The following is a 22,886-nucleotide window of genomic DNA, read 5'->3' on the forward strand; positions in this document are numbered from 1 at the left end:
CCCGCTCATGTCTCGATCTTTGTTCCTGCTTGGTTCACTGCTTGTTGCCCCGGTATGTTTTGGTCTTGGCGATACGACATCGCCCTTGAATGCAGGAGAGGTTGATCCGGCGCAGGAGAAGTGGATCGAGAAGTACAAAGGGCAGAAGAACGCTCCCGATCCGGCGGAGATGCTGGTCAATACTGAGGCTGAACCTGACCTGTCGGAAGGTTTCGTTCCGCTGTTCAACGGGAGTGATCTGGAGGGGTGGAGACCAATCGGAGGCGAATGCAAATTCGAAGCTGTCGACGACCAAGTGATTGGAACATGCGTTCCGGGATCACCGAGTACCTATTTAAGCAGCGAACGTACCGACTATCAGGACTTCGTTTTTACTTGTGAAATGAAGTGGGATGAGGACGGAAACTCGGGCGTGATGTTCCGCGCGAAGCTGCGTACCAACGGCGATAAGGAAACGGTCTACGGCCCGCAAGCAGAGATGGAAGGCTTTTCGCAGGACCGAGGTTGGTCGGGCGGAATCTACGGCCAAAGTTGCGGCGGGTATTTCTATCCGCTATGGCTTAAGGAGCATGCCGAAGCACGCAAGGCTTTGAAGAAAGGCGAGTGGAACCGGCTGACGATTGTGGCGAAAGGCAACGATTTCAAAACATGGGTGAACGGTGTGCCGGCCGCTCATTGGAAAGACGACGGAACATACGCAACCGGCTATTTCGGCTTGCAGATCCATTCGGGCAACTCGGGCAAAGTTCGTTGGCGGAATGTCCAAGTGAAAGAGCTTTAATCGTACTTACTTAACTATGGTGACCACTGCATCTGCAGATGTGGTGGCGGTCTACTCATCGGTGCCATGTAGCACGCGGTGACTCTTTTGTCCCGTCAAATCTGTCCTCTTTGAATTGTCGTTGTTTAGCATGAGAAATGTTCGACGAAGGCTCGCTGCGCTCGTGCCCGCTCTGGTGTTTCCCCTCGCATCCGCTTTTGCTGATGCGCCCTGGCCACAGTTTCGGGGTCCTGGTGGCGACGGCGTTGTCGTCGGGCAAAACATCCCGTTGGAAATCGGTGAGTCGAAAAACCTGCTGTGGAAAACCGAGCTTCCCGGAAAAGGTTGGTCATCGCCCGTCGTCGCGGGTGGTGTTGTGTTGATGACCACCGCGATTGAAGTGATGGCCAACGAAGAAGAGCGGATCGAGATCCTGCGTAACGCTGGGGTCGAAGAACGGCAGATGAAACAAAGGGCGGTGGCGAAGTCGATTGACTTGAAGTTGGTCGCGGTCGATTTCGAAACTGGCAAGCTGGTGAAGACAGTTGATCTGACTTCAATTGAGACCCCGGATCCTATCCATCCACTTAATAGCTTTGCTTCACCCACACCGGTCGTTGATAGTGGTCATGTCTATTGCCACTTCGGGACATACGGGACCTTCTGTGTTGCGATGAAGTCAGCTGAAATCGTTTGGAAGCGTCGTCTTCCGATCGAGCACGCCGTCGGCCCCGGTAGTTCGCCTTTTGTTGATGGGCCTCGATTGGTTCTGATTCAGGATGGGATGGACCGGCAGTACGTTACCGCGCTGGATAAAAAAACGGGGCAGACCATTTGGGAGGTTGATCGTCCCGAAATGGATGCGCCATCGGGCGACCAGAAGAAAGCTTATTGCACACCGATCAAGATCGTTGGTCCCAAGGGCCGCGAGCAATTAATTTGTCTGGGCTCGCAATGGATCGTTTCACATCAACCGGAAACCGGCGCGGAGCTTTGGAGGGCCTACCACGGTAAGGGCTTTTCCATCGTGCCACGCCCGGTCTACGGCAATGGGCTCGTTTATTTTTCGACTGGATTTGGCAAGGCGCAGTTGTGGGCGGTTCGTGTGGATGGCACCGGCGACGTTACCTCGACCCACGTCGCTTGGACCGTTCCGAAAGGGATTCCGACCAAGCCGTCGCCAGTGCTTCATGACGGTTTGGTGTACGTCATTGATGACAACGGAATTGCCAGCTGTTTTGATGCCGCGGACGGATCGATGGTTTGGAAAAAACGCATCGGTGGCAAGTATAGCGCATCACCGATGGTGGTCGACGATCGAATCTATATTGGATCGCACGAGGGAGTGGTGACTGTGCTGTCGACGGGGCCTGAAAGTGAGGTGCTGTCGGAAAGTCATCTCGAGGGGCAGATCATGGCCAGCTTTGCCGCCGTTGATGATTCGTTGATTGTGCGCACCGCGGATGCGATCTACCGATTCGCTGAATAGTCGTTAATCTATCGCGTCTCTATTCAAGGCTGGCCAATACTGGCCGGCTTTCGAAAGCCGATGACGATAGGATCTTTTCGTGACACGACGCTACTTTGTTGCCGACTTGCCTTCCGCAGGCGGCGCGATCCCTCTAAGTGATGAAGAGGCGCACCACGCCGCTCGCGTCATGCGACTGAAAGTTGGCGACGAGATACAGCTCTTTGATGGTGCGGGGGCGCAGTGCAGCGCAGTTGTGGCCGCGATCGACAAGCGAAGTTGCGTTGTGACTTCGTCGGTCCCCGAAGCGGTTGATCGCGAGCCATCGGTCGGGATCGATTTGGCAGTCGCGCTGCCCAAGGGCGACCGGGCGAAGGAGCTGGTTGAGCGCTTGACTGAATTAGGGGTGCGCCGGTTGGTCCCTCTCGTTTGTGATCGGACTCAGAGGTCGCCTAGTGAATCGCAGCTTTCAAAGTTGCGGCGCGTCGTAATCGAGGCTTGCAAGCAAAGTGAACGCAATGTCTTGATGGAGATTGACGAGCCGTTACGGTTAGATGCTTACGTCGCAGCGATTGATAGCTATGGTGGCGCAGATGGTGCGCAAGGGACAGTGAAGTGGGTTTTGCATCCAGGCGGTGAATTGATTTCTTCTGCAATTCGGTCCGTCGAGGGGTCGGCAAGCGTCGTCATCGGTCCAGAAGGTGGCCTGACCGATGACGAAGTGCGGCTTTTGGGTGACGCTGGTTTTGCTTCGGTTGGGCTGGGGCCGCGTATCTATAGAATCGAGACTGCGGCCGTCGTCGTTGCCGCTTGGTTGGCGGGCTAAGCTGGCGGCTTCGTCTGGTGCAATCGCCGCTATGCAGGTCTTGGTGATGTGTTTCTGTTGGCGAACGGTGTGATCTTGCTGCGCTGGTTGGTTCGTCTGGTGTGACTGATCAGGGAGCGCAAACGTTGTGCTGTTGATGTTCGGTGGGTTCCGAAGTCGAGTACTTGGGCTACATTGTCTTTGTACCCTTCTCCGCCTGATTTCTAGTTCGCACGGAGTGCAAAGTATGGTCATTGGAATCGACCCTCGCGTTGACTTTGCCTGCAAGCTGCTGCTCGGTAGCCCGGACCATCCCGCGATCACAATTCACTTTCTTAACGCCGTGCTTGGCGGCGAGCCGAAAATCGCTCAAGTGCAAATCCGTAATCCGATCGCTGGAAAGCGATTCGACGAGGATAAGCTTTCGATTTTGGACATTCTCGCGACGGACGATCATGGTCGACTGATCGACATCGAGATTCAGACGACGCTTCCGGCGGGGCTCTCTAGACGTTTGACCTACTATGCTGCCAGCCAACTGATCGAGCAACTCGGCGAAGGCGACAGCTACCGAGACCTGCGTCCGTCGATCGGGATTTGTATTCTTGATGCGATGCTATTCAGAGACTCGGTGAGCCTGCACCTCGATTTTCAGCTGCGATCCAGGACCGGCGAACGCCTCACGGATTGCCTGCAAATCCATCTTTTAGAGTTGCCCAAGTACGTACCTGAGGCGGATAATGATGTGCCATCGGACCCAATCAGGCAGTGGATGCATTTTTTCCGTTTCGCTGGAACTTCCACTTTGGATGAGTTGCACCGCACGCTTCCCGACCCGGTCTTTTTCGAAGCGATAGGAGTCTTGGAAATGATCGCCAAAAATCCCGAAGAACGACGATTCTACGAAGCGCGTTTGAAAATGCAGCGAGATGAAGAGGCACGTCTCGTGGCTGCGGAAGAACGTGGCGAGGCGATTGGTGAAGCTCGTGGCGAAGCTCGCGGAGAAGCGATCGGGCGTGTCCGCGTTCTGCAGTCGCTCGTTGGCGTTGGCGAATCAAGTGTGGAGCAACTACGCGACAGGAGCCTTGAAGAGTTGTCTGCGATGGAAGAGAGCTTGAAGCAGCAACTTCGCGAACGCGGCTAAGCTTGGGGCAGTCGACTCTGTGAACCCCCGCCGTACGGCTTTCGCAATTAACTATGCGATGTCATAACGCAGCCGGCTGCGTTTGTGTGTCTTGGTTTGACGAGCAGGTCATGCGGACAGGAAGCGGCGGTAGTTGTTGTCGCTACCGCGACTTGGGGGCGCAACGCTGTCAAAGTGCGAGCAGCACTGCTGTGGTCAAGTCGCCCCGTTCTATGGGGCAACTTGTTATTGCGTTGCTAGCTGACAGCTATGCTTGGGGGCGGCCGTTTCCCCAGTGGTGTGCCGGGTGGATGTGTTCACGAACCGTTTCGGTTTGCTGAAAGTTGATTCGGCTGTTGGGTTCGTGGCTGGGTTGGGCTGGGATGGTTTCCGTCCGCGCGGTGATTTTGGATCGCGACCCTTGTGGGCCGGGTTTGCGTCCCCGGCGGCGTCCCTGTTGCTCGGGAATGAATCTTGGGTTTGCGGGGAATAGCAGTTTGCTGATTGCTAGCTTATTGATGCTCAGGCCGCAGGTTTTTGATTCTGCTTGAAGGGCTTCGTGAAGCGATCGCGGAATTCGAATTGTGATCATGCGTTCCGGTTCGGCCGCGTCTGCTTTCGATTGGTCTTGGCTACGGATGGCAGCTAGCATTTCTTGAAGCTGCATGTAGTGCTCACTGGTGATGAAGCGAGCGTATTCGTCTTCACTCTGGAACAGCTTTCGGACCACGCCATCAACACCCAAAATCGCGCGGAAGAATAGAACCCAGCTTCCCGTTTTGGCGAAGGCCTCCTGGGCCAGTTCGAGGGCTTCATGACAGCGGCTTTCGTAGTCCCCGGTTTTGTTCTCGACAGGGATCTCGAGGGTTGGCAGGTCAGCCTCTTTGTCGGGGTCTGGGTCGCTAGCATAGCGGAGTTGGTTGCCGCCAGAAGTTTCCTCGGGAGCCACCAGGGGGTTGAATTCCGTTGGGTTCATGTCGGCCATGGGCTAGATTCCTTTGCAAGCTTGTTCGGTCTGGAGGAGCGTTGTCGCAAGTGCGGTCGCTCGGGTGGATGGATGTGCCGATCTTCGGGGCCGGTCAAATCCAGCGTCGTAACCGTTGCTTTCAAAGGGACTTACGCAAGCAAAGCCGCGATGCCCTGAAACCGTGCACGCCAGGGTCGGCATGGTGAACAGCCCGTTGCACGGTATTTGGGCGTCGGTTGTTGATGCGGGGCCAAGGTGTCCATGTCGATATGCTTTCAAAAAAAGTGGATTTGCTAGGATTGTTTCGTGACTCTATCCCGGGTTTTTGCAAGCTGGTTTGCTAATGCTAGCGATGCCAGTTTTTTCGACGCCGATGCGATCGGACTGGCAGCAGAATGGAGTCTCAATCGCAGTGCTATGTCCCCATCGAAGTCGCTCCGCTAACGGTTGCTATCAACCCCCCGCAGCGACATCGCCTGCAGGGACACAGCATGTTGGTCGTTCCGCTCGTTGCTAGCAGAAATCCACTAGCGGCCGAGATTCCGGAAATGAGATCCGGGGAAATGAGATCCGAATGAGATCCGGGGACACAGCACTCCAAAGATGTTTCGGGGACATAGCACTCCAAGCATTCGGACAGGTTTCAAAACGAGCTTGTTCCGTGAGGGCACCGTGTCGATTGGCCAAAGGGGACATAGCTTTCGAGTTTTGCTATCAAGCTCGTGCGTGGAGTGCGATGTGGGGTCATGGGGCTGGCTGTGTGGTTGCCCTGCCTCCTGAACAAATGCTTCGAAGTCGACCGACCGCGTCGATCGGACACTCCGGCAGTCCCGCTGGCGACTTCGAGCTTCTGCTATGTCCGCGATTGGCCTGCTGGAGTTGCGAATCCGTGGCGTGCTATGTCCCCGGTTGTTTGTGGCGTGCTATGTCCCCGGTTGGTTTGCTTTCAAATGAAGTGGTGTTGATCGGGAAGATTGCTTCCTGATATAGCCCCTTTGTCAGGATTCCTACCTATGCCACTCCGACTTGATGCATGGCTCGCATGATGCAACCACGCCGCACTAATCTCTCTCGACGAAGTCTTCTTGCAAGCATTGCCGGGGGATCCATCGCCGTTGCCCTGAGCAGTGGCTGCAGTCTGTTCAAAGGTAAGAAGGAGGGAGAAGACAAGTCGCTGGCAGCATTGATGGATGTGCCGACGCCACCCGAGTTCATTCGGCAAGCAGCTGCACCACGGGGTCTGGCCCCGATTCGTGTTTCCGGAGTCGGTCTGGTTAACTCGTTGGTCGGAACTGGGGGGCCTGCTGATCCATCTCCCTATCGTGACCAGCTGGTCGATGAGATGCGTCGCAATGATATCAAAGACGCTTTCTCGATTCTCGAACAAGACACAAACGCTTTGGTCCGAGTGATGGGAACGATCCCCGCCGGAGCAAAACGGGGTGATCCGATTGACTTGGTTGTCGAGTCACCTTTGGACGCAAATGCGGAAACACTGCACGGCGGTTGGCTACTGGAAACTCGCCTGCGACAGCAAAAGGTGCTCAGCGGTCGCGTCCGACAAGGCGATTTGATGGCAATGGGAACCGGGCAGCTAATGCCACGATCCGCATTTGAAGCTGGCGACGATCCCCGACTTGCTACCCAGGGATACATTCTTGGTGGCGGCACGATTCAGGAAAGCCGCAATCTGGGGTTTGTCATCCGCCCCGAGTACCAGCACGTGAAGGTTGCCGCCATGCTAGCGCAGGCGATCAACCGCAGGTTTTTCTTCTTTGATGGGACGACTCGGCGAGGAGTCGCGAAGGCAATTGAGGATGACTATGTGCAAGTCGAAGTCCACCCTCGATACGAAAACGCTCTCGGGCGATTTGTTTCGGTTATCCGAGCGATCGTTATCGACCCCAGTGCGTCGGAGCAGCAAGATCGTTTGCGTGGGTTAGCAACCAAATTACAAGACCCTGCGACTGCGGCAGATGCCGCTCTACAGTTAGAAGCGATTGGTGAAAGCGCGATTCCGACATTGATCGCGGGCACCAAGAGCAGCAATCCAGAACTGTCGTTTTACGCTGCCGAAGCACTGGCTTACCTCGATCGACACGAAGCAATTGACCCACTGGTGCGTTCGATTCGTGATGACGCCGCATTCCGTTACCCAGCATTCCTCGCATTGGAAGGGACTGAGCATCCGGGGGTGGTGGATTCGTTAAAAAGCCTATTCGACGAAGACAGCATCGAAACTCGCTATGGTGCGTTCACGGTGCTTCGCCGCCGTCGTGAATCCGGCGGTGTGATGGCATCCAAACGAATGGGCAAAGCATGCATGCTTTACGAGGTTTCTTCGTTGGGCGCCCCTGCGATTGCGGTGTCGACCCGCGATACTGCAGAGATAGTTGTGTTCGGAAAATGTTCGCCCTTGCAGATTGGCGGTGCGATCATGGGTCCTTTAGGCCTGATTGTGAAGCCAGATCCTGCGGATCCGAGCCAAATTCGGGTCAGCCGATTTCAGGTTGGCAAGCCTGATCGCCGGCACGTTGCCAAAGCGACGGTGCCGGGGCTGTTGGAAGGGATCACAGCCGTCGGCGGCGACTACGCAGACGTCGTTTCTGTTTTGAGATCGGCCAAAAGCCAAGGCGCGATCGCAGACCAATTGGCGATCGACCCACTCCCCAAAGCATTGCGAACCTACTACCGCGACGAAGAGTCTGAAGAAGAGTAGACGAATCATTGCATGATCGTTTTTAATGATCGGCGCCAGTCACGAAGGATTGGCGTCGATTTTTGTTTGGGGGGAACTCGACCGGCGAGGATGCCCCCATCCAGGCACGTATTCGCATCTAGAGTTTTAGGCGGTCCATGATTGAACTAGGCGTAAACATCGATCACGTTGCGACGGTCCGCCAGGCTCGGCGAACCTATGAACCCGATCCTGTCATCGCGGCGGCATTGGCCGAACAGGGTGGAGCCGACGGCATTACCTTTCACCTGCGCGAAGATCGTCGTCATATCCAAGACCGGGATGTAGAGCTATTGGTGCAGACGGTTGCGATCAAAACCAATTTTGAACTCGCTTGCGCCGACGACGTCATTTCGATCGCGTTGCGAGTCCAACCCGACTGGGCATTGCTCGTTCCCGAAAGCCGTGAGGAAGTGACCACCGAAGGCGGCTTGAACGTGGTCGGTGACAATGGCAGGATCGCCAAAGCGGTCGAGAAGCTAAAGTCCGCCGACATCCTGACCAGCTTGTTTGTTGATCCCGATGTGGAACAAATTGCCGCCGCAGCAAAGCTAGGTGTCGATGCCGTCGAGCTACATACGGGACCTTACGCGTTGGCCCGCAAGGGTGACGTCACAAAAGAATTGCAGCGGCTCAAGGAAGCCGGCGCCTTGGCGATCGCCGAAGGAATGAGGCTGCACGCCGGGCATGGGCTGAACTACAACAATGTCCGTCCCGTCGCAGAGATCGATGGAATGATCGAACTGAATATCGGGCATTCCATTGTGAGCCGGGCGCTGATGGTTGGGATGAGAGACGCCGTTGCCGAAATGCGACGAATTCTGGATGTCGTCGCGGGCTAGCACGTCGCCCACCACTAAAGCTTCATTTGAGCGGGCGTGTTATCCTAAAACTTCCAGCGGTATTCCATCCGAGCACCATAGACATCACGCTCGTTTTCTCGCCAGCCATGCATGACGTCAAAACGAAGTAGCGTGGCATGGGAGATCGGGAATTGGTAGCGAGAGCCGAGGGCAAATTGATTGCCTTGGGCGATCGCTCGACTTCCATGCGGGGTCAGATAGCTCGCTTCGAGCAGCAGTTGGCGGTCAAGGCTGTCGCCAATCAAGTCGACTCCGATTGACGCCCCCGTGGTGTCAGCACCAGTGTTGTCCAATGTGGCAAAACCGTTGACTCCATCGGTGTCAAAGTTGATACCGGTGTTGCGGAGAATCCCACCTGAGATTCCGGCGCGGGCAACCGATTGTGGTCTGCCCCAGCCGAAAAAGAAGTTGCCATAGGGAACGACCGTCAGTGGCGATGCGGTGATCAAACTGGATTCGATCAGCAGTAGTCCTCCATCAGCGGTTCTTGCGGACTTTGCCCCGTCCTGACCGGTGTTGACGATGACTCGGATGCTGTTGCTGACCCTATCAAGGTAACGTCGGGTAAAGCTGACTGTCGCGTTGTGATAGCTTAGCGATTCGTCATTCCGGACGTGCAAGTACGCATAGCCAGCTTCGATGTATCCGCCATATGCTTCGATGAATGCTGCCGTCCCGTAGGCCTGTGCATCGTTGTCGTCTTTGAATGCCGGGCTGTTGACTTGGTCGAATGCGGCAAAGAAAGTCCAATCGAAGTTTGACCAATTCAGCGTTCGCGAATGTTTCGCCGGTAGCGCGAATGCAAAGCCGCTGATCGCGTCTTCCATCCAGATCCCGTTTTGAAACAACAGCGGAACCAAACCGGCTGAAATCGGCAGTTCGAAGGGCGATGACTGGCCAGCAGTCGCACCCAGGATAGCGCCCAAGTCGCCTTCGAAGAACGCCGTTGTTGGTGTCAGATTCATCTCATTGCGATATCGCAAATCCCCGTCGACAAGTTCCCAGCGGGTGAACCTGTTTTGTTTGTCCAAGGGGCCGACAAATGCATGAAACCGTTCCGAGTCGGTAATCCTGAGATCCAGATCCAAGTTAAGTCGACTTGCCCAGTTGTCTGTTCGATCGACAGCGTTTCGTCCGCTAGCGATCGCGGTTCGGTAGTCGCCGTAGATGTAAAACTGAGGCCGAACCAAATTCATGGGGCCGAACAGATCGATTCCGCGTGGGGTGATACCGTCTCCATACCAGACGCGTCCCCATTCCACCCAAGGATGCTGAGTCGGAACGTCATGCTTGGCATCGTAGGGGAAGGCCTCTTGGTCACCTGCAAACCCACATGAATCTGAACACGCAGTTTCCAAGCAGACAGTGGAAAAGTCGCCTCGATTGGCAACCGGTGCGGCCTTCAAAATATCGATGCGAGGATTGACGAATTGATCTTTGGATTCTTTCGCGGAAGCTTTCTGATCCGCAGCGTCTTTTCGTTCCAGAGGTGCAGGTGCGGCGGTCACATTGCCCGCGTCTTTGGGGGCTAGAGCCATCGAAGCTAGACGCATGGAAGACTGTCCAGCGGCAGGCCGTATCAAAGAGCCCCTCGTATCTGTCTCCGTAGCCAGCGTGTCAGAGAGGTCTCGCTGTGCCTTGCTTTGCAACAACGCGATCTGGTTTTCGCGAACGACCGAAGCGTTGGCGATTGAAGTCGAAGCAGCAGGTAGACGCCGTGGCCGTTGTGCGAAGGCGACCGGCGTTGTCAAAACGGCCGCAACGAAGGACGACGCAGTGATCGCGATCAACTTGAGGGTGGTCGAGGGCTGAGAATGGGCTTTTTTTCGAGGCATTACTTCACCCAGAATGTGTGGCTGCTGGGATGAAGATCCAAAGTGCCTTCAAGCATGCGTCGAATCATTTCAGGCGTGCTGTCGATTTGACGCATAAAATACATCGGCTCGGTTCGGCTGCGCATCCGAACGCTAAGGCGATAGGGGCCGCGTTTTGTCATGACCGATGCGGGGATGACATAGCGTGCATTGCGATAATCCAATGGAGGAATGCTGTGTGCTTCCATTCGGATCAATGGCGGATGGTTCAGGACTGAAACGGGAACCGCACCGGGCCGTAAGAAAACCAGTTGATCGAGCGAAAAGTTCAATGGCAATGCGGCCTCGCGGTCAGTGCCGCGGACATTGTTGATTAGGAACTTGGTCTGCAGGTTGAACAGATTCGCATCGCGCGGATAGCGGAGCGTCGCGACGTCCACGGAATGCATGTCGCAGAGGTCGCCATTGGAATCAAGGTAGCCGCTTTCCCAGACTCGGATTCCATCGGGATCGATCAATGCGACGTTCAGCCAAAGTTGTGGCTGGGCACCAAGTGAACCGGTTGGCAGGTTGTGTCCTTCGCTAGTGTTTTCGACCCGATAGCTGAATTGTAGGTCTTGGCCAGCGACTGGAGGCAGATCAAAGAAGGGGCCACAAATGGATGTGCTGGATTCCATCGTTTGAATGGCCGCGGCGCGTTTGATGTCCAATCGGTGCAGGTTGTCGTCAATGATCTTTCTCGCATCACGGCGGTCATCCGTGGTGTCCCATGGTTTGGGAAACGCCATCTGCCGAGTCACTGATTTTTCAAACGCTTCGGTTCCCCAGCCGGCTCGATAATCAAACGTCAGCCATTCGCGTGGACTGTACTGTTTCGCTTTGGGATTATGTGGAAAGATTCCGGGGTGGGCGATGGAGTAACCAGGGCCCCAAAACATGTGATTGGACTGCTTACGTTTTTCGCCGAACGGCTTGTCATTGATGTACGCCGCGAAACCTTCGTCATAGCCGAGCGGCTTTCCGGGAACTGCACCCATGTGACAGTCTTGGCAACTGACACCGCGCTTCGATGCTGGGCCGCTGCGATACTGGGCGTGAACGACTTCAAGCCAGATACCCGGATGCACCGCCACTTGGTGACACGACACACAGATGTCACTTTTGGTAATCGGTGCAAAGAAGCGACCTTCCCGGTGAATCGGTTGCCCGGGGCCTTTTTCTTCGGGTGAGAGCTTCAGCTTCAATTCTTTCGCATCTGCGATCGCCGCGCGGACGCCTGCACCACCATGGCCACCGTTTACAGGGGCATGGATATCGCCGGGTTCAATTCGACGGTCGCCGTTGCTGCGCCAATAATGCTCGTTCACACGATGGCATGCGATACAGGTCACACCTTCACGTACGACCGGAGGTGCGTCGAGGAAGCTTGCGGCGCGAGGCAGTTTCAGCTGCGTTCCGACTGGCGAATGACACCGAACACAGAAGCTCCCGACCGTTCCACGCGTCAGTTCAGTCATCGCTTGTTCAAAACGATTAAACATGGGCGAGACGGAAGCATAAGCATGACCACTGGAACGCCATTGGTCGTATTGGCCTGGGTGGCATTTGCGGCAAGTTTCCGCGGACGGGTAGCAGTCCTCCGTCCAAAGTGCCTCGTGAGGATCTGGTTCCTTCGAATTTGCCGATGAGCCAAGGGCCGCTTCGCCTTCTTTGATCGGAGAAGTCGATTGCTGCATCGCTTCCAATGGGTCGGCCTGACTATCGCTTCCAAGCAGATCGTCCCCACCAAGCAAGTCGTCACCGCCTAACAAGCTATCACCTCCGAGCAGGCTGTCATCGCCCAGAAGGTTTTCGCTACCTAGTAAATCGTCGTCGCCGGACAGCAAGTCGTCGCTTTGGGGGGCCGTTGGCCTCAGCGCCATCCGGTACGCAGCACGAAGGTGTTGCCGAACTCGTTCAGATTTTGTTTGCGTCTCTGCACTAGGCCTACCGAATTGACGCCATTGGTGAGGATCAATTGGGCGTGTCCACTCCGCTGCGCCAAGGTTGCTTGTGTTATTGGGTGACACCGAACGCGGGCAGTCGACGTTCCTGTTTAGCGGATTCGCAAACCCATTTGTCGTCCGTTGGAGCGGCAGTTGCGAACGGTTCGCTGGGGAATGAAACGCTGGCTGTCGCCAATCGTGATAGGACGGGCCAGAATTTTGATGGCTGAACGATGGTTGCTTGAAATCGCTGCTGTAGCTGGGTAGCGAACTGGCGGCTGGCTCCTGCGCGGTAGCTGAATTCGTAGCCATCAAAAGTGCAAGTGCAGAAGCAAGCACAGTTCGGCGCGCGGAGCGACACATAGCGACGGATGATGAGCCGCTCGCGCGATGAAGCAAGCCATCAAAGGCCGCTCGGAAAATCGCGGTGGATAGATTCATGGGCGTCGAAATGGCGTCGTCGCTGGCGTGGGTACTGCCAATCGTCCGCCGATCGTGCGGACAGTTGGCTTTAACTAGGTCTGCGATCGACCTGTTACGACCCGAATATCCGGTCTAGTTGCTGCGGCCGGAATAATCGACCCATCCTGCGCACCTTGACGAAGAAAACTCTAAAGAGGGGATGCTGTACACGGTACGTGGGAGGCCTTTCAGAGCTAGTTTTGGGTGAATGCGAACATTCTGAGGAGCGATCGGGTGACCGTTTCACATCATCGCTATTTGCGAGCTAAAGAAACGAATGGTCGCGGTTGTGCTGCAACCAAACCGAGAGGTTGCGGCCACGCCCTGATCAACGTGTAACACCCCACGAGTGTCGCATGGCACTTCACATCATTCCGCCGTATTGATGCGACACCGCATATTGGTTGACGAGTAATGTCCGAGCACATGTACAAAGTCGTTCCTGTCAACGCACAAGAAAAGATCTATCGCTGCAAAGTCGTGGGCAACACGGCAGCGACCTTATTCGTCGGCAGTGGTCGTTCGATCAAAGTCCACGTGCGTGAAACTTGTGGCGGCGGTTTCACATTGGGTGTTGAGCCCAAGCATGTGAAGAAAATCAAAATCGGATCTCGCTACGAACTGCATTACGACGACCGGCGGATGCTGATTGCGCCACAGGTTTTTGTCCAATCCGTGCAAGGCGAGCCTCGCTTGCAAGTCGTCACCGTCAAAGAGTATGAACCCAAGAAAGGCTGGGCGTTTCGTCTGCCTTTCACCCGAGGCCACCAAGTGGTTCGGCATCATAAAGGGACTGTCAGCCCGGCTGCCTACGGCGGGTTTGTACTGGTGTTGTTCTGTGTGATGGCACTTCCCGGACTGGGCGACAAACTCGGAACGGCTTCAAGGATTGAAAAGGCGGTGAATATCGTCGCCCGAAACGTTGGTGAAGTCGTCAAGTCGTTTCGCGAATAAGCGCTCGGAAGCGTCATACCTGCAAGCAATACAGAACGTTTGCCGGTCGCGAAGGCCAACGGAGCAAGTGTGTGAGCGTGATCGAGAGACGAACCGAGTTTCACGCGATTCGTCAATGCTCCTTTCTCACGATGCAGTTCTGCCGGAAAGTATTCGCCAGCCGTTAAAGCTTTCCTAAAGTGACTGACCGGCACAGCCGATAAAGACGGTGACCCGAAGTTTGGGCACCGTTTCTTTTTTGCGTCTCAGGAAAACTCGAGCACGCCGCGAAGGAAACGCTCCTGCAACGCGAATCGATCAGCTGACGCAACTATGCTCTTCGTGAACTACCGATCAGACTCTCGTATGAAGACCGTCTTGGCGGGCGTTTTCATCGCTACGATCAGTGTGCTGTCCAGCGGAGGATGTCGACTCTGCTGCGATCGTGAAGACGCAGCCTACGCCGCATATGGCGGTGCTTGGCAGCGACTGCAGCGAGATTCGGGACGAGTTGGCAGTTTGGCGGATCCTGCCGGTGCGAAGGTCGGTACGCTAAAAGATCGCGAGATTGATTTAGGCGAGGAGGCCTCGCGCAGTCAGATTTTACCGCCAAATGAAGACCGCCCTTCAATGCCCTCGAAAGAGGACATTCCGGAAAACTTCGTGCCGAAATTCGAAGAGGAAACGGACGAGGAGTTCCAAGAACGCCTGCGGAAGTTCCAAGAAGAACAGCTCAATGCCAAGGTTATTCCTGGCGCGCCGGCTCCGCCCGCGTTCCGCTAGTGCTTGTCGATCCTCTTGATGATGAATCGGTTTTTGGAATCGGTTCCCAGTCTTGGGGAAGCGGCAGTATTCCATGCCGAGTTACGTAGTCGAGTTCTCGGTACCGGATCGCAACAAACTGAGTCGTTTCGGCGAGCACCTCTTGAAGCTTTGATTCAACCTGCTGACGAATCAGAGACTCATCAACTCGGCCATTCGCATTGGCGACAGAGTTGTACGGCACGGTAAATCGTTCTGCATCTTTAAGACGCTTCCGAAACATTGATTCGATTCTGGGATCCGACGAGATCCGCACGTGGTCGAATTCATGATTGACGATTTTGCTTTTCCAGAAAACGTCTTTGCCCGGCAGATCTCTTAGCCAGACTTCGTGGCTTTGTTCAAGCTTGACGCTTCGAAAGCGAACGTCCACGCGAACGAACTTTTCCGTTTCGCTGTTGGACGCTGATGAATAGCTGCTACGGTCGTGAAACACTCGCCAGCGGGCATTGCTTTTGTATCGATATTGAAATCGAAATCGTGTCTCGCCAACTAATCGAGCGCGCGTCGGAAGAGTTGTCGGATCGGACTGCGGCTCACCACCGGTGACAAACTTTACGTTGCCACGATTGATCAGATCCGCAATTGTGGACGGCGGCTTTGGAAGGCTAGTTAGTGATACATCCTGGCTAGCTGATGACGCGATTGGCGGATTGCCAGGTTCATCAGCTGTTGTAGGCAAATGCTCACTGAGTAGCACAAAGGAGAAGACAAGAAGAGAGGTTGATCGTTTCACCAATGTCGGGCACGCCAACTGCAATCGCATTTCACATTGAAACAATTTGGCGATCGGCATTCGGCGAAAGGTTACCACTTCAGAAATCTCGTCAGCATTTCGATGCCGGGTTCGGTAAGGAAGCTCTCCGGATGGAACTGCCATCCTTCGATTTGGAAATCCTTGTGACGGACACACATGATTTGTCTTGTGCCACCGGTGTCGGTCCAGGCGCCAACTTGCAAGCAGTCGGGAACCGTATTCGGATCGATCACAAGGCTATGGTACCTCGTGGCGACAAACGGTTGGGTCAAACCTGCGAATAAGCCCGCATTGTCGTGGTGAATGTTATCGGTCTTCCCGTGCATCAGCTGGGGTGCGCGAATGATCTTCCCGCCAAATGCTTGTCCGATCGATTGGTGTCCCAGACAAACACCCAGCAATGGAACTTTCCCGGCAAAATGGCGAACACAGTCCACGCTAATTCCGGCTTCGGTCGGCGTACAGGGTCCGGGAGAAATCAAGATCCGATCGGGGGACAGAGTGTCTAGCTCGTCAATCGAAATCTCATCGTTGCGAAAAACACGCAGTTCGACGGAGGGATCAATTTCCCCAAGTCGTTGGACGAGGTTGTATGTGAACGAATCGTAATTGTCGATGACGATGACCATGGCGTAACTTGTGAGCTCGAGCCTGCTGTCAATGGATTTCAATCGGGAATTTGCGGTGTTTTGACAAAAAAGGCTTCTTTGCCAGGGAAGTCCGCAAACGCTCTTCTTTCTAGATCGTGATGCAACCTATAATGACATGTACCAGGCCACTTGCCGAGAGCCTGCCGTGTCACTTCGCAATGGAAAAGGAACGAAACACTCGGCGCTTTGCGACAGCACCTTGCGCGTTTAACATCGACTGTTTCCATCTCCATTCATTTCGGATTCAACTATCGTGCTCTCGGTTCGCCCAAAAGTTGCCGAACTTTCGTTTCACGTGTTCAGCCGATCGCTGCACCCGGAACTCTACACCGTCCATAAGTCGCGGCGGATAGAACGGTCGGCCTATCAGGCTCAGATCAGCATTACCAATTGCGGCCATGTGATCACTTGGAATCGGACGGGCGACGGTACCGCAACCATCTGCGAAGTCGCAACGGGGGCACATCAGCCACTGCCGACCAAACGTTGCATGATTTCACGTCCGCTCAAGGGCAGTCGGACCGAAAAAGTGAGCTGCCAATCGGGTGTTGCCTATCGCACACATTTCCAGTTGGAACCCGTCAGCCCAGACCTGTTCTTTATGGTTGGGCAGCAACTCGGGAAACAACCAGTCGAGGGGTTGTTGCATACCTTCGATTCCAGCGGCCGCATGTCCTTCGGAGCACTGAGCTATATCAACGTCGAATGTCGTCAGCGTTCGATGCTTGTTCAAGCGGTCCACACTTTTCCGGACGACTACGCGATCGTCAAAGTTGAATCGCTGTTCTCCTTGCCAGAATAATTCTGCAGAAAGGTTTCCGACTGCGATTGGAACAGCACGTTGAAGCCAACCTCCTCCTTGCACTGGGACCCCGGTCTATGGCAACGCCTCGTCGGTGTCGTGGATTTGAAGGGCGGTGAATCGGTGCATGCCATCGCCGGTGATCGAGCTTGCTACCGTGCAACGCAGGTGTTTCGTCATCCAGGTGGAAAGTCCGTCGCGATCAACGGCGATGCGGCGCTACATGCGATCCAATACAAGGCGGCAAAGTTCCGGTCGATCTACGTCGCCGACTTGGATGCCCTGACGGATGGTTCTGTCCAAAGTGAAACCATCGCCGCGTTGGTCGATAGGGTTGGTGCTCAAGTCGATTGGTTGCTGGATTTGGGCATCAAAGATTCCTGCGACGCAATTCCGGTTGCTTTGCAGGACCACCCGAGCACTTCATTTGTGCTTGCGTCCGAATCCGTTGTGGACCTCGATCTCGTTGCAACCTGTGCGAAGCGATTCGGTCAAACACGTGTAGCGATCAGCTTGGACTTTCGAAACCGCCAATGGATGTCGGCGGGGCCAGAGCTGGATGATTGGATCAGATCGATCGAACGCAATGACATTCGGTCGGTGATCGCGTTGGATTTGGGAGGCGTCGGAACCGGCAATGTTGACGCGGCAACACGATTGATTCGTTCGATTCGGAAGCGACTGCCAAAGCAGACGCTGATCTCTGGCGGTGGCGTTTCGGGCGAACGTGATGCCGATCGCTTGGTTGCCGCGGGAGCCGACCGAATTCTAGTCGCCAGTCTGTTTACCGGCGCCGCGTCACCTTTCGTCTCATCGGATTGAGATTTCGTTTTGGCTTTTCGGCTGACTCTTCTGCCGTCGGCTCGACTTTTTTCTCTGGTTCGAAACCATCGATCGAATCCCGAATCAACAGTTTGTTGATCCGCTGTTCGATGCCAGTCAAAAAGTCACCTTGGCCAGGAACGATGAAGGTATAGGCCACACCGTCGCGTCCCATTCGACCTGTCCGACCGACGCGGTGGACGTAGTCGTCGCTATCTTCAGGGACATCGAAATTGATAATGTGCGAGATCGTGCTGATATCGATCCCACGTCCGACAACATCGGTGGCAACCAGGATCTGTAGCGAACCTTCACGCAATCGTTGCAAGGTGCGGTCTCGCTCCCGCTGGGCCATGTCGCCGTGCATCGCGGCACAGGCTTTGTGCTTCTTGCTCAGTGCCCGCCAAAGTCGATCGGTTCCACGTTTGGTTCTACAGAATACGATCGCTTGTTCTGGGTTTTCGCGTTCGAGCAACGTCTGCAGCAGATCAAGTTTCTTGTCTTGCTCGACCGTGAAGTAGTGCTGCTCGATCGTTTCGACAGACATTTCGTTTTTACAGCAGTCGATCACTTCCGGATCCTGCATGTACGATTCGGCCAATCGACGGACCGTATCTGGAAGCGTTGCTGACAACAACAACGTCTGGCGGTCTCGCGGACAGCGACGAAGGATGCGTTCGATCTGCGGGCGAAACCCGATGTCCAACATGCGGTCGGCTTCGTCGAGAACGACGCACCAGACATCTTTGGTACGCAGCGATCGCCGCTGTAGGTGGTCGTGCAATCGGCCGGGGGTACCGACAACGATTTGGGCACCGTTTTCGAGTTGCCGCAGTTGGGTGCGGATGTTTTTGCCACCGGCCAGAACTGCGATCTCCGTCGGACAGCCATGAGCCAATCGCTTTGCCTCGCGGCCGACCTGATCGGCCAATTCACGCGTCGGGACGATGATGATCGCTTGGGGATCTCGGCAATCTTCGAGCGAGTCGAGCTGCTCGAGAATTGGAATCGAGAATGCGGCGGTTTTGCCTGTCCCCGTCCGGGCCTGCCCAATGACATCCAGCCCCTCGAGTGCTAGCGGGATCAATTCCGCTTGAATGGGGGATGGTTTTTCGAAGCCCGCCTTTTTCAGCGCACTGCGCATGACGGGAGAGAGGTCGATCGCGTCGAAGCCCTCTGGTTTTTTACTGTTGCGTTCCTTCTGCTTTGCTTTCATGCGGCTAGCATAACCGCAGCGAAGCGATTTCACTATGACAGTCACGGTCACCTTGCAGGAAGGAACGATATCGAGGCACGAGTTAGAGTGACCGGACCGGTAAAGACGCCCTGGGGCGTTTTGTTAAAGTTCGAAGTCGTTGACGTTCGCGGGGACTTTGCGGGAGACGGCCGGCTTCGGTTGCGATCCCAGATGTGAAGATCGGGCTGGATTCCGAGTCTGGTCCGATGGCCCCCAATTGAGATTCAGAGCAGCGAAATGTCTGCGTAGAACGTTGCCAAATCGAAGGACGGGATAAACAGCAACGCTTTATTAACAAGTTGCCCAGTCGAAACTTCAAAGTCTGGGCTATCCGCGAGGTAGCCAGCTGGATGTCGTTACGGAGTCGGACATCCGCAGTTGTTGCTGGCAACGCATTTCTTCTTCAGCCGCTTTCAATCGCACATGGACAATCACGTCGTCGCCAATCGGGACTCGGTCCAGCCATTCGATCGGAATATGAAATCCGTTGTTAGACGTTTCATCCGATTGGCCTCGATTGGGCGATGCATGGACCAGCTTTCGGACCTCGTCAGGAGTGAAGTCCCAGCGTCCCAGACGGGGATCGTCGGACTCGTCCAGCGGATCAAGAACGACGACGTTCAACTCCGCATCAATGTCGTAATTGTCGAGTGACAAAGTATTGCCACTGGCGTCGACCGCATTGACGACCAAGTACAGACCGTCCAGAGGCGTATCTTCGTCGGTCTGGTGCCCGCCGGAGAGCGTGGGGTGAATCTGCAGCCGATCAGGAACCGGTACTTCGATTTCCTGTTCGAAGGACATCTTTTTCAGGTCCGCCGGAAAAACGATCTTCCCTGGTGGAGTCGAGGGATCTTCCGCTGGAGGCTTGGGAGTTCCAGGGATGATCTGGTCATCTTGCAACTGATCTTCTGTCGGCGGCAACAACTGCTCGCCGGTACCTAGTGGAGGTGGAAGCAGTTCGTCGTTGGTATCCGGGTCCGGAATAGGCATTGGTACCGTTTCCGTCGGAAGCCCCAAACCGCCAGTTGTGTCATTGGCAGTTGATTCTGGATCATCCTGCTGAGTAGGCGGATTCGGATCCGTCGCCGGTTCCGCAATCGGATCGGGATCTTGCAGCGGCGCAGGTTCATCTGGCGATTGCGAAGAAGGCATCGGCAGTGTTGTGCCTGGAGACTCCGACTGCGGGCGTTCCTGCACAGCGCTCGGATCCTCGATTGCGTTTTCAGAATCCGGCGAATCTAGATCGATGACGTCGTAGTCCGGAACCGGTTCAGGGATCGCAGGTAGTGGGCGGTCTTGGAGTTCAAACGCAGACGGATCCTCGTACGGCAATCCGTTGACACTTCGCGCGTGTTCGAGTTTGTCTTGAAGGACTCGATTTTGGTAGTCCGCATCATAAAGCTGATCCTCAAGTACACGGATTTGGTTCGTCAGCTTTTGGCGGTAGTAGTCGTCTTGCGCGCGGCCGCGGCATCCAATTAATGGGAGCGATGCCAGTGCGAACGCTCCAACAGTAGCTACGCGGATCGAACGAGCGAATCGAATGCGGAATCGCGCTAGCTCGACCGAGTCTTTTGACATATTGCTAGCATCAACGCAGTCGCTTCTTCGATTGCGTTTGGTGAGCAACATTGGTCGGTGCAGATTCTTTTGTCGGATCAACGAGATACCACAAATTCACTCAAGTTCAACGGCGGGACGACCGAGGTGTACCGGTCGCTAAGCAGGCAGTAGCAGTTTGTCAGGATCGGGGTCAAGGTTGCCTGCCAGGGACCGGACAGATCAATTGGCAGTGAGACCTGGTTTTGCTAGCGATTTCGGCATGTGAAAACCTGGCTCCGTCGCAATCGGAATCCTGGTAAGTTTTGCCGGTTAAGAGGTTTCTAGGGTTTTTAACGATTATTCAGAATTTTCGTTTAGGGCTAGGGTTGAGGCCGTCGATACGGCAAGTGACAGATTGTGCCGTATCAGCCTGTGGCGATTCGGTGCATCCAGAACTGACCGAAGCCGGCGAGGAGACAGATCGCCTGCGGTTGGTTTTCCTCCCCGAGTTCTTTAGTGGTGACGATCGTGCCGAACCTCAACACCTTCCGCCTAGCAACAGTCGCCTTGACGGTGGCCGTCCTGCTTTCGCCGAGCAATCCTGCTGCGGCACAATCACGCCAGAGTGTGCGTGGTGACCAAACCAACCAAACAAGTGCAAGTCAGGCACGAGCTAGTCAGGCAAGGGCGAATTGGACGCCGGTTCGAGGAGCAGTCGCTTCGACTTCACAGCAACCGTCTCCCAAAGGCGTTTCGCGAACCGCGACAACCAAGCGACGTGTTCTTAAGCCGACAGACTCTGCGGCACCGCAAGGGATGGTGACACAAGCGTCGCACCAGATTCCCAGCCCTCCGCCAGTTGGCGAAACGGTGATTTATGAGCCAACCGTTGTGGACCTTTCGTGTGACGCGATGGATCCCAGTTGCGGATGCGATGGTGCAGGTTGCGACGCGATCGGATGCGATGCGATGGGTAGCTGCGGCCCTAATTGCGGTTGCAGCCTCTGCGGTGAACTCGCGGGCGGTCGAGCTTGGAGACCGGCGATCACCTTGAGCCTTCCCCAGGACGGTTTCGTCTCGTTCGAAGCACTGAATTTTTGGACTGACGGAATGAGTGTCCCGGCGCTCGTGACGCAGTCGTTGCCAGGATCGATCAGCGGTCGTTCGGAAGCCGGCGTGCTTCCCGGTGCGACTGTTTTGTATGGCGGCAACGATATCCTTGATGATTCTCGCACCGGAGGTCGATTGCGATTCGGTTTCTGGTTCGACCGATGTCACACCGTCGGTTTGGCAGCGGAGTATTTGGAACTGGAGCGTGAGTCTGAGGCGTTTTCGGCAGCTAGCACGGGAGACCCGATCCTTGCCCGACCGTTCTACAACGTCACGACAGGGATGAACGATTCGGAATTGATCGCGTTCAACGACGGACAGATCGCACTTACCGGAACCGTCTCGGTTCAAGCTTACAGCGAGCTTGTTGGCGGAGGAGTCAACTTGCGATTCCTGAAAGGCTGCGACGAAGGCTGCCGCGAATGGTTGTTCTGCGGACGAAACAATCACTACTGCACTCGCAGCGAATTCCGATTGGGATACCGGTTCATGGAACTGAACGAAGGTGTTTCGATTCACGAAGACCTGCTGAGCACCGGGACCAACCCAGGAACCTTTGACATCACCGACGCGTTTGACACCGAAAACCGCTTCAACGGTGTCGATCTTGGTTGGAGCCGACGAATCGTACGCGGCTATTGGACGCTAGAAAGTTTGATCCGAATTGCGGTCGGGAATACCAACCAGATCGTTCGCATCAACGGTTCGACTTCGATCGACGACGGGGCCGCTCAGTCCGGAGGCTTGCTCGCACTGACCAATCAGGGCACCTTTGAGCAAGACGAGTTCTCCGTACTGCCTGAGCTCAATCTGACTCTTGGATATCAGCTTACCGATCACTTGAAGGCGACTGTTGGTTACACCGGAATCTACTGGTCAAACGTAGTGCGACCTGGAGAGCACATTCCGACCGCAGTGAACCCTAACTTCTTGCCACCAGCGGTAAGCGGTACCGACGCCTATCCGTTGTTCAGCTTTGACACAACTGACTATTGGGCACACGGTTTGACTTATGGATTGGAATATCGGTGGTAATCGTTAAATCCTACCAGGTGTTTAACTTTGGTTGACACGGGGCCGATAGCACGATCAGAGGCTATCTCCCCCCGAACAAGACGGCTGCGCAAAGTTTCCCATGCGGAGTGTCCGTAACGCAAAGTCCTCTTTGCAGACACGTTGAGCATGCCTGACTTTGTGAATTAGGTCTCGCTTCCCCACTATGTG

General features: G+C 55.2%; 18 protein-coding genes. 11 read left to right on the plus strand and 7 right to left on the minus strand.

Annotated features, from left to right (window positions below):
* Positions 1–7: 7 nt before the first annotated feature.
* The 4 genes from LOC67_RS13530 (at position 8) to LOC67_RS13545 (ending at position 4,177) form a co-directional block, all read left to right on the plus strand.
* On the plus strand, positions 8–781 hold the full coding sequence (locus LOC67_RS13530) for a DUF1080 domain-containing protein (protein WP_230263139.1): 774 nt from the start codon (positions 8–10) through the stop codon (positions 779–781).
* 130 nt (positions 782–911) lie between these two features.
* Positions 912–2,249 (plus strand): PQQ-binding-like beta-propeller repeat protein, encoded by a 1,338-nt coding sequence (locus tag LOC67_RS13535; protein WP_230263140.1) that lies wholly within the window; start codon positions 912–914, stop codon positions 2,247–2,249.
* 79 nt (positions 2,250–2,328) lie between these two features.
* Positions 2,329–3,054: an RsmE family RNA methyltransferase gene (locus LOC67_RS13540; RefSeq protein ID WP_230263141.1), complete on the plus strand. Its 726-nt coding sequence runs from the start codon at positions 2,329–2,331 to the stop codon at positions 3,052–3,054.
* Between the two features lie 226 nt (positions 3,055–3,280).
* Positions 3,281–4,177 (plus strand): Rpn family recombination-promoting nuclease/putative transposase, encoded by an 897-nt coding sequence (locus tag LOC67_RS13545; protein WP_230263142.1) that lies wholly within the window; start codon positions 3,281–3,283, stop codon positions 4,175–4,177.
* Between the two features lie 247 nt (positions 4,178–4,424).
* Here LOC67_RS13545 and LOC67_RS13550 read toward each other — a convergent pair whose 3' ends face one another.
* On the minus strand, positions 4,425–5,141 hold the full coding sequence (locus tag LOC67_RS13550) for a hypothetical protein (RefSeq protein WP_230263143.1): 717 nt from the start codon (positions 5,139–5,141) through the stop codon (positions 4,425–4,427).
* A gap of 1,024 nt (positions 5,142–6,165) precedes the next feature.
* On the opposite strand from LOC67_RS13550, the gene LOC67_RS13555 reads away from it, so the two are divergent.
* Both LOC67_RS13555 and LOC67_RS13560 read left to right on the plus strand, forming a co-directional pair.
* Positions 6,166–7,842: a flagellar basal body P-ring protein FlgI gene (locus LOC67_RS13555; protein WP_230263144.1), complete on the plus strand. Its 1,677-nt coding sequence runs from the start codon at positions 6,166–6,168 to the stop codon at positions 7,840–7,842.
* Between the two features lie 137 nt (positions 7,843–7,979).
* The gene (locus tag LOC67_RS13560) at positions 7,980–8,702 is read left to right on the plus strand and encodes a pyridoxine 5'-phosphate synthase (protein ID WP_230263145.1); all 723 of its coding nucleotides are present in this window, start codon (positions 7,980–7,982) and stop codon (positions 8,700–8,702) included.
* A 44-nt stretch (positions 8,703–8,746) separates the two neighbouring features.
* On the opposite strand, the gene LOC67_RS13565 is transcribed toward LOC67_RS13560, so the two are convergent.
* The gene (locus LOC67_RS13565) at positions 8,747–10,558 is read right to left on the minus strand and encodes a hypothetical protein (protein ID WP_410001135.1); all 1,812 of its coding nucleotides are present in this window, start codon (positions 10,556–10,558) and stop codon (positions 8,747–8,749) included.
* Positions 10,558–12,459 carry a cytochrome c family protein gene (locus LOC67_RS13570; protein ID WP_230263146.1) on the minus strand — a complete coding sequence of 634 codons (1,902 nt, stop codon included), beginning with the start codon at positions 12,457–12,459 and terminating at the stop codon, positions 10,558–10,560. Before LOC67_RS13570 ends, LOC67_RS13565 begins: the two co-directional genes overlap by 1 nt.
* A gap of 939 nt (positions 12,460–13,398) precedes the next feature.
* Between LOC67_RS13570 and LOC67_RS13575 the strand changes: the two genes are divergently transcribed.
* Both LOC67_RS13575 and LOC67_RS13580 read left to right on the plus strand, forming a co-directional pair.
* Positions 13,399–13,938: a hypothetical protein gene (locus LOC67_RS13575; protein WP_230263147.1), complete on the plus strand. Its 540-nt coding sequence runs from the start codon at positions 13,399–13,401 to the stop codon at positions 13,936–13,938.
* 345 nt (positions 13,939–14,283) lie between these two features.
* Positions 14,284–14,700: a hypothetical protein gene (locus tag LOC67_RS13580; RefSeq protein WP_230263148.1), complete on the plus strand. Its 417-nt coding sequence runs from the start codon at positions 14,284–14,286 to the stop codon at positions 14,698–14,700.
* Here LOC67_RS13580 and LOC67_RS13585 read toward each other — a convergent pair.
* Together LOC67_RS13585 and LOC67_RS13590 are read right to left on the minus strand one after the other, a co-directional pair.
* Positions 14,663–15,619, minus strand: coding sequence for a hypothetical protein (locus tag LOC67_RS13585; protein WP_230263149.1), 957 nt, complete (start codon positions 15,617–15,619; stop codon positions 14,663–14,665). The genes LOC67_RS13580 and LOC67_RS13585 overlap by 38 nt on opposite strands.
* The gene (locus LOC67_RS13590) at positions 15,547–16,125 is read right to left on the minus strand and encodes an anthranilate synthase component II (protein WP_230263150.1); all 579 of its coding nucleotides are present in this window, start codon (positions 16,123–16,125) and stop codon (positions 15,547–15,549) included. Before LOC67_RS13590 ends, LOC67_RS13585 begins: the two co-directional genes overlap by 73 nt.
* Before the next feature lie 274 nt (positions 16,126–16,399).
* Here LOC67_RS13590 and LOC67_RS13595 point away from each other — a divergent pair, with 274 nt between their 5' ends.
* Together LOC67_RS13595 and LOC67_RS13600 are read left to right on the plus strand one after the other, a co-directional pair.
* On the plus strand, positions 16,400–16,948 hold the full coding sequence (locus LOC67_RS13595; RefSeq protein WP_230263151.1) for a DUF2617 family protein: 549 nt from the start codon (positions 16,400–16,402) through the stop codon (positions 16,946–16,948).
* Positions 16,949–16,987: 39 nt separating this feature from the next.
* On the plus strand, positions 16,988–17,770 hold the full coding sequence (locus LOC67_RS13600) for a HisA/HisF-related TIM barrel protein (protein ID WP_230263152.1): 783 nt from the start codon (positions 16,988–16,990) through the stop codon (positions 17,768–17,770).
* Here LOC67_RS13600 and LOC67_RS13605 read toward each other — a convergent pair.
* Together LOC67_RS13605 and LOC67_RS13610 are read right to left on the minus strand one after the other, a co-directional pair.
* Positions 17,733–18,986 carry a DEAD/DEAH box helicase gene (locus LOC67_RS13605; RefSeq protein WP_230263153.1) on the minus strand — a complete coding sequence of 418 codons (1,254 nt, stop codon included), beginning with the start codon at positions 18,984–18,986 and terminating at the stop codon, positions 17,733–17,735. The two genes, LOC67_RS13600 and LOC67_RS13605, sit on opposite strands and share 38 nt — an antisense overlap.
* Positions 18,987–19,334: 348 nt before the next feature.
* Positions 19,335–20,591: a hypothetical protein gene (locus LOC67_RS13610; protein ID WP_230263154.1), complete on the minus strand. Its 1,257-nt coding sequence runs from the start codon at positions 20,589–20,591 to the stop codon at positions 19,335–19,337.
* Positions 20,592–21,080: 489 nt separating this feature from the next.
* On the opposite strand from LOC67_RS13610, the gene LOC67_RS13615 reads away from it, so the two are divergent.
* Positions 21,081–22,697 carry a BBP7 family outer membrane beta-barrel protein gene (locus tag LOC67_RS13615; protein ID WP_230263155.1) on the plus strand — a complete coding sequence of 539 codons (1,617 nt, stop codon included), beginning with the start codon at positions 21,081–21,083 and terminating at the stop codon, positions 22,695–22,697.
* Positions 22,698–22,886: the final 189 nt, after the last annotated feature.

The organism is Stieleria sp. JC731, from assembly GCF_020966635.1.
In the GTDB taxonomy this organism is placed as follows: domain Bacteria; phylum Planctomycetota; class Planctomycetia; order Pirellulales; family Pirellulaceae; genus Stieleria.

Coding starts and splice junctions, on each gene's coding strand:
- LOC67_RS13530 (WP_230263139.1), top strand. CDS start 8: ATGTCTCGATCTTTGTTCCTGCTTGGTTCACTGCTTGTTGCCCCGGTA.
- LOC67_RS13535 (WP_230263140.1), top strand. CDS start 912: ATGAGAAATGTTCGACGAAGGCTCGCTGCGCTCGTGCCCGCTCTGGTG.
- LOC67_RS13545 (WP_230263142.1), top strand. CDS start 3,281: ATGGTCATTGGAATCGACCCTCGCGTTGACTTTGCCTGCAAGCTGCTG.
- LOC67_RS13550 (WP_230263143.1), bottom strand. CDS start 5,141: ATGGCCGACATGAACCCAACGGAATTCAACCCCCTGGTGGCTCCCGAG.
- LOC67_RS13555 (WP_230263144.1), top strand. CDS start 6,166: ATGATGCAACCACGCCGCACTAATCTCTCTCGACGAAGTCTTCTTGCA.
- LOC67_RS13560 (WP_230263145.1), top strand. CDS start 7,980: ATGATTGAACTAGGCGTAAACATCGATCACGTTGCGACGGTCCGCCAG.
- LOC67_RS13565 (WP_410001135.1), bottom strand. CDS start 10,558: ATGCCTCGAAAAAAAGCCCATTCTCAGCCCTCGACCACCCTCAAGTTG.
- LOC67_RS13570 (WP_230263146.1), bottom strand. CDS start 12,459: ATGGCGCTGAGGCCAACGGCCCCCCAAAGCGACGACTTGCTGTCCGGC.
- LOC67_RS13575 (WP_230263147.1), top strand. CDS start 13,399: ATGTCCGAGCACATGTACAAAGTCGTTCCTGTCAACGCACAAGAAAAG.
- LOC67_RS13580 (WP_230263148.1), top strand. CDS start 14,284: ATGAAGACCGTCTTGGCGGGCGTTTTCATCGCTACGATCAGTGTGCTG.
- LOC67_RS13585 (WP_230263149.1), bottom strand. CDS start 15,619: ATGGCAGTTCCATCCGGAGAGCTTCCTTACCGAACCCGGCATCGAAAT.
- LOC67_RS13590 (WP_230263150.1), bottom strand. CDS start 16,125: ATGGTCATCGTCATCGACAATTACGATTCGTTCACATACAACCTCGTC.
- LOC67_RS13605 (WP_230263153.1), bottom strand. CDS start 18,986: ATGAAAGCAAAGCAGAAGGAACGCAACAGTAAAAAACCAGAGGGCTTC.
- LOC67_RS13610 (WP_230263154.1), bottom strand. CDS start 20,591: ATGTCAAAAGACTCGGTCGAGCTAGCGCGATTCCGCATTCGATTCGCT.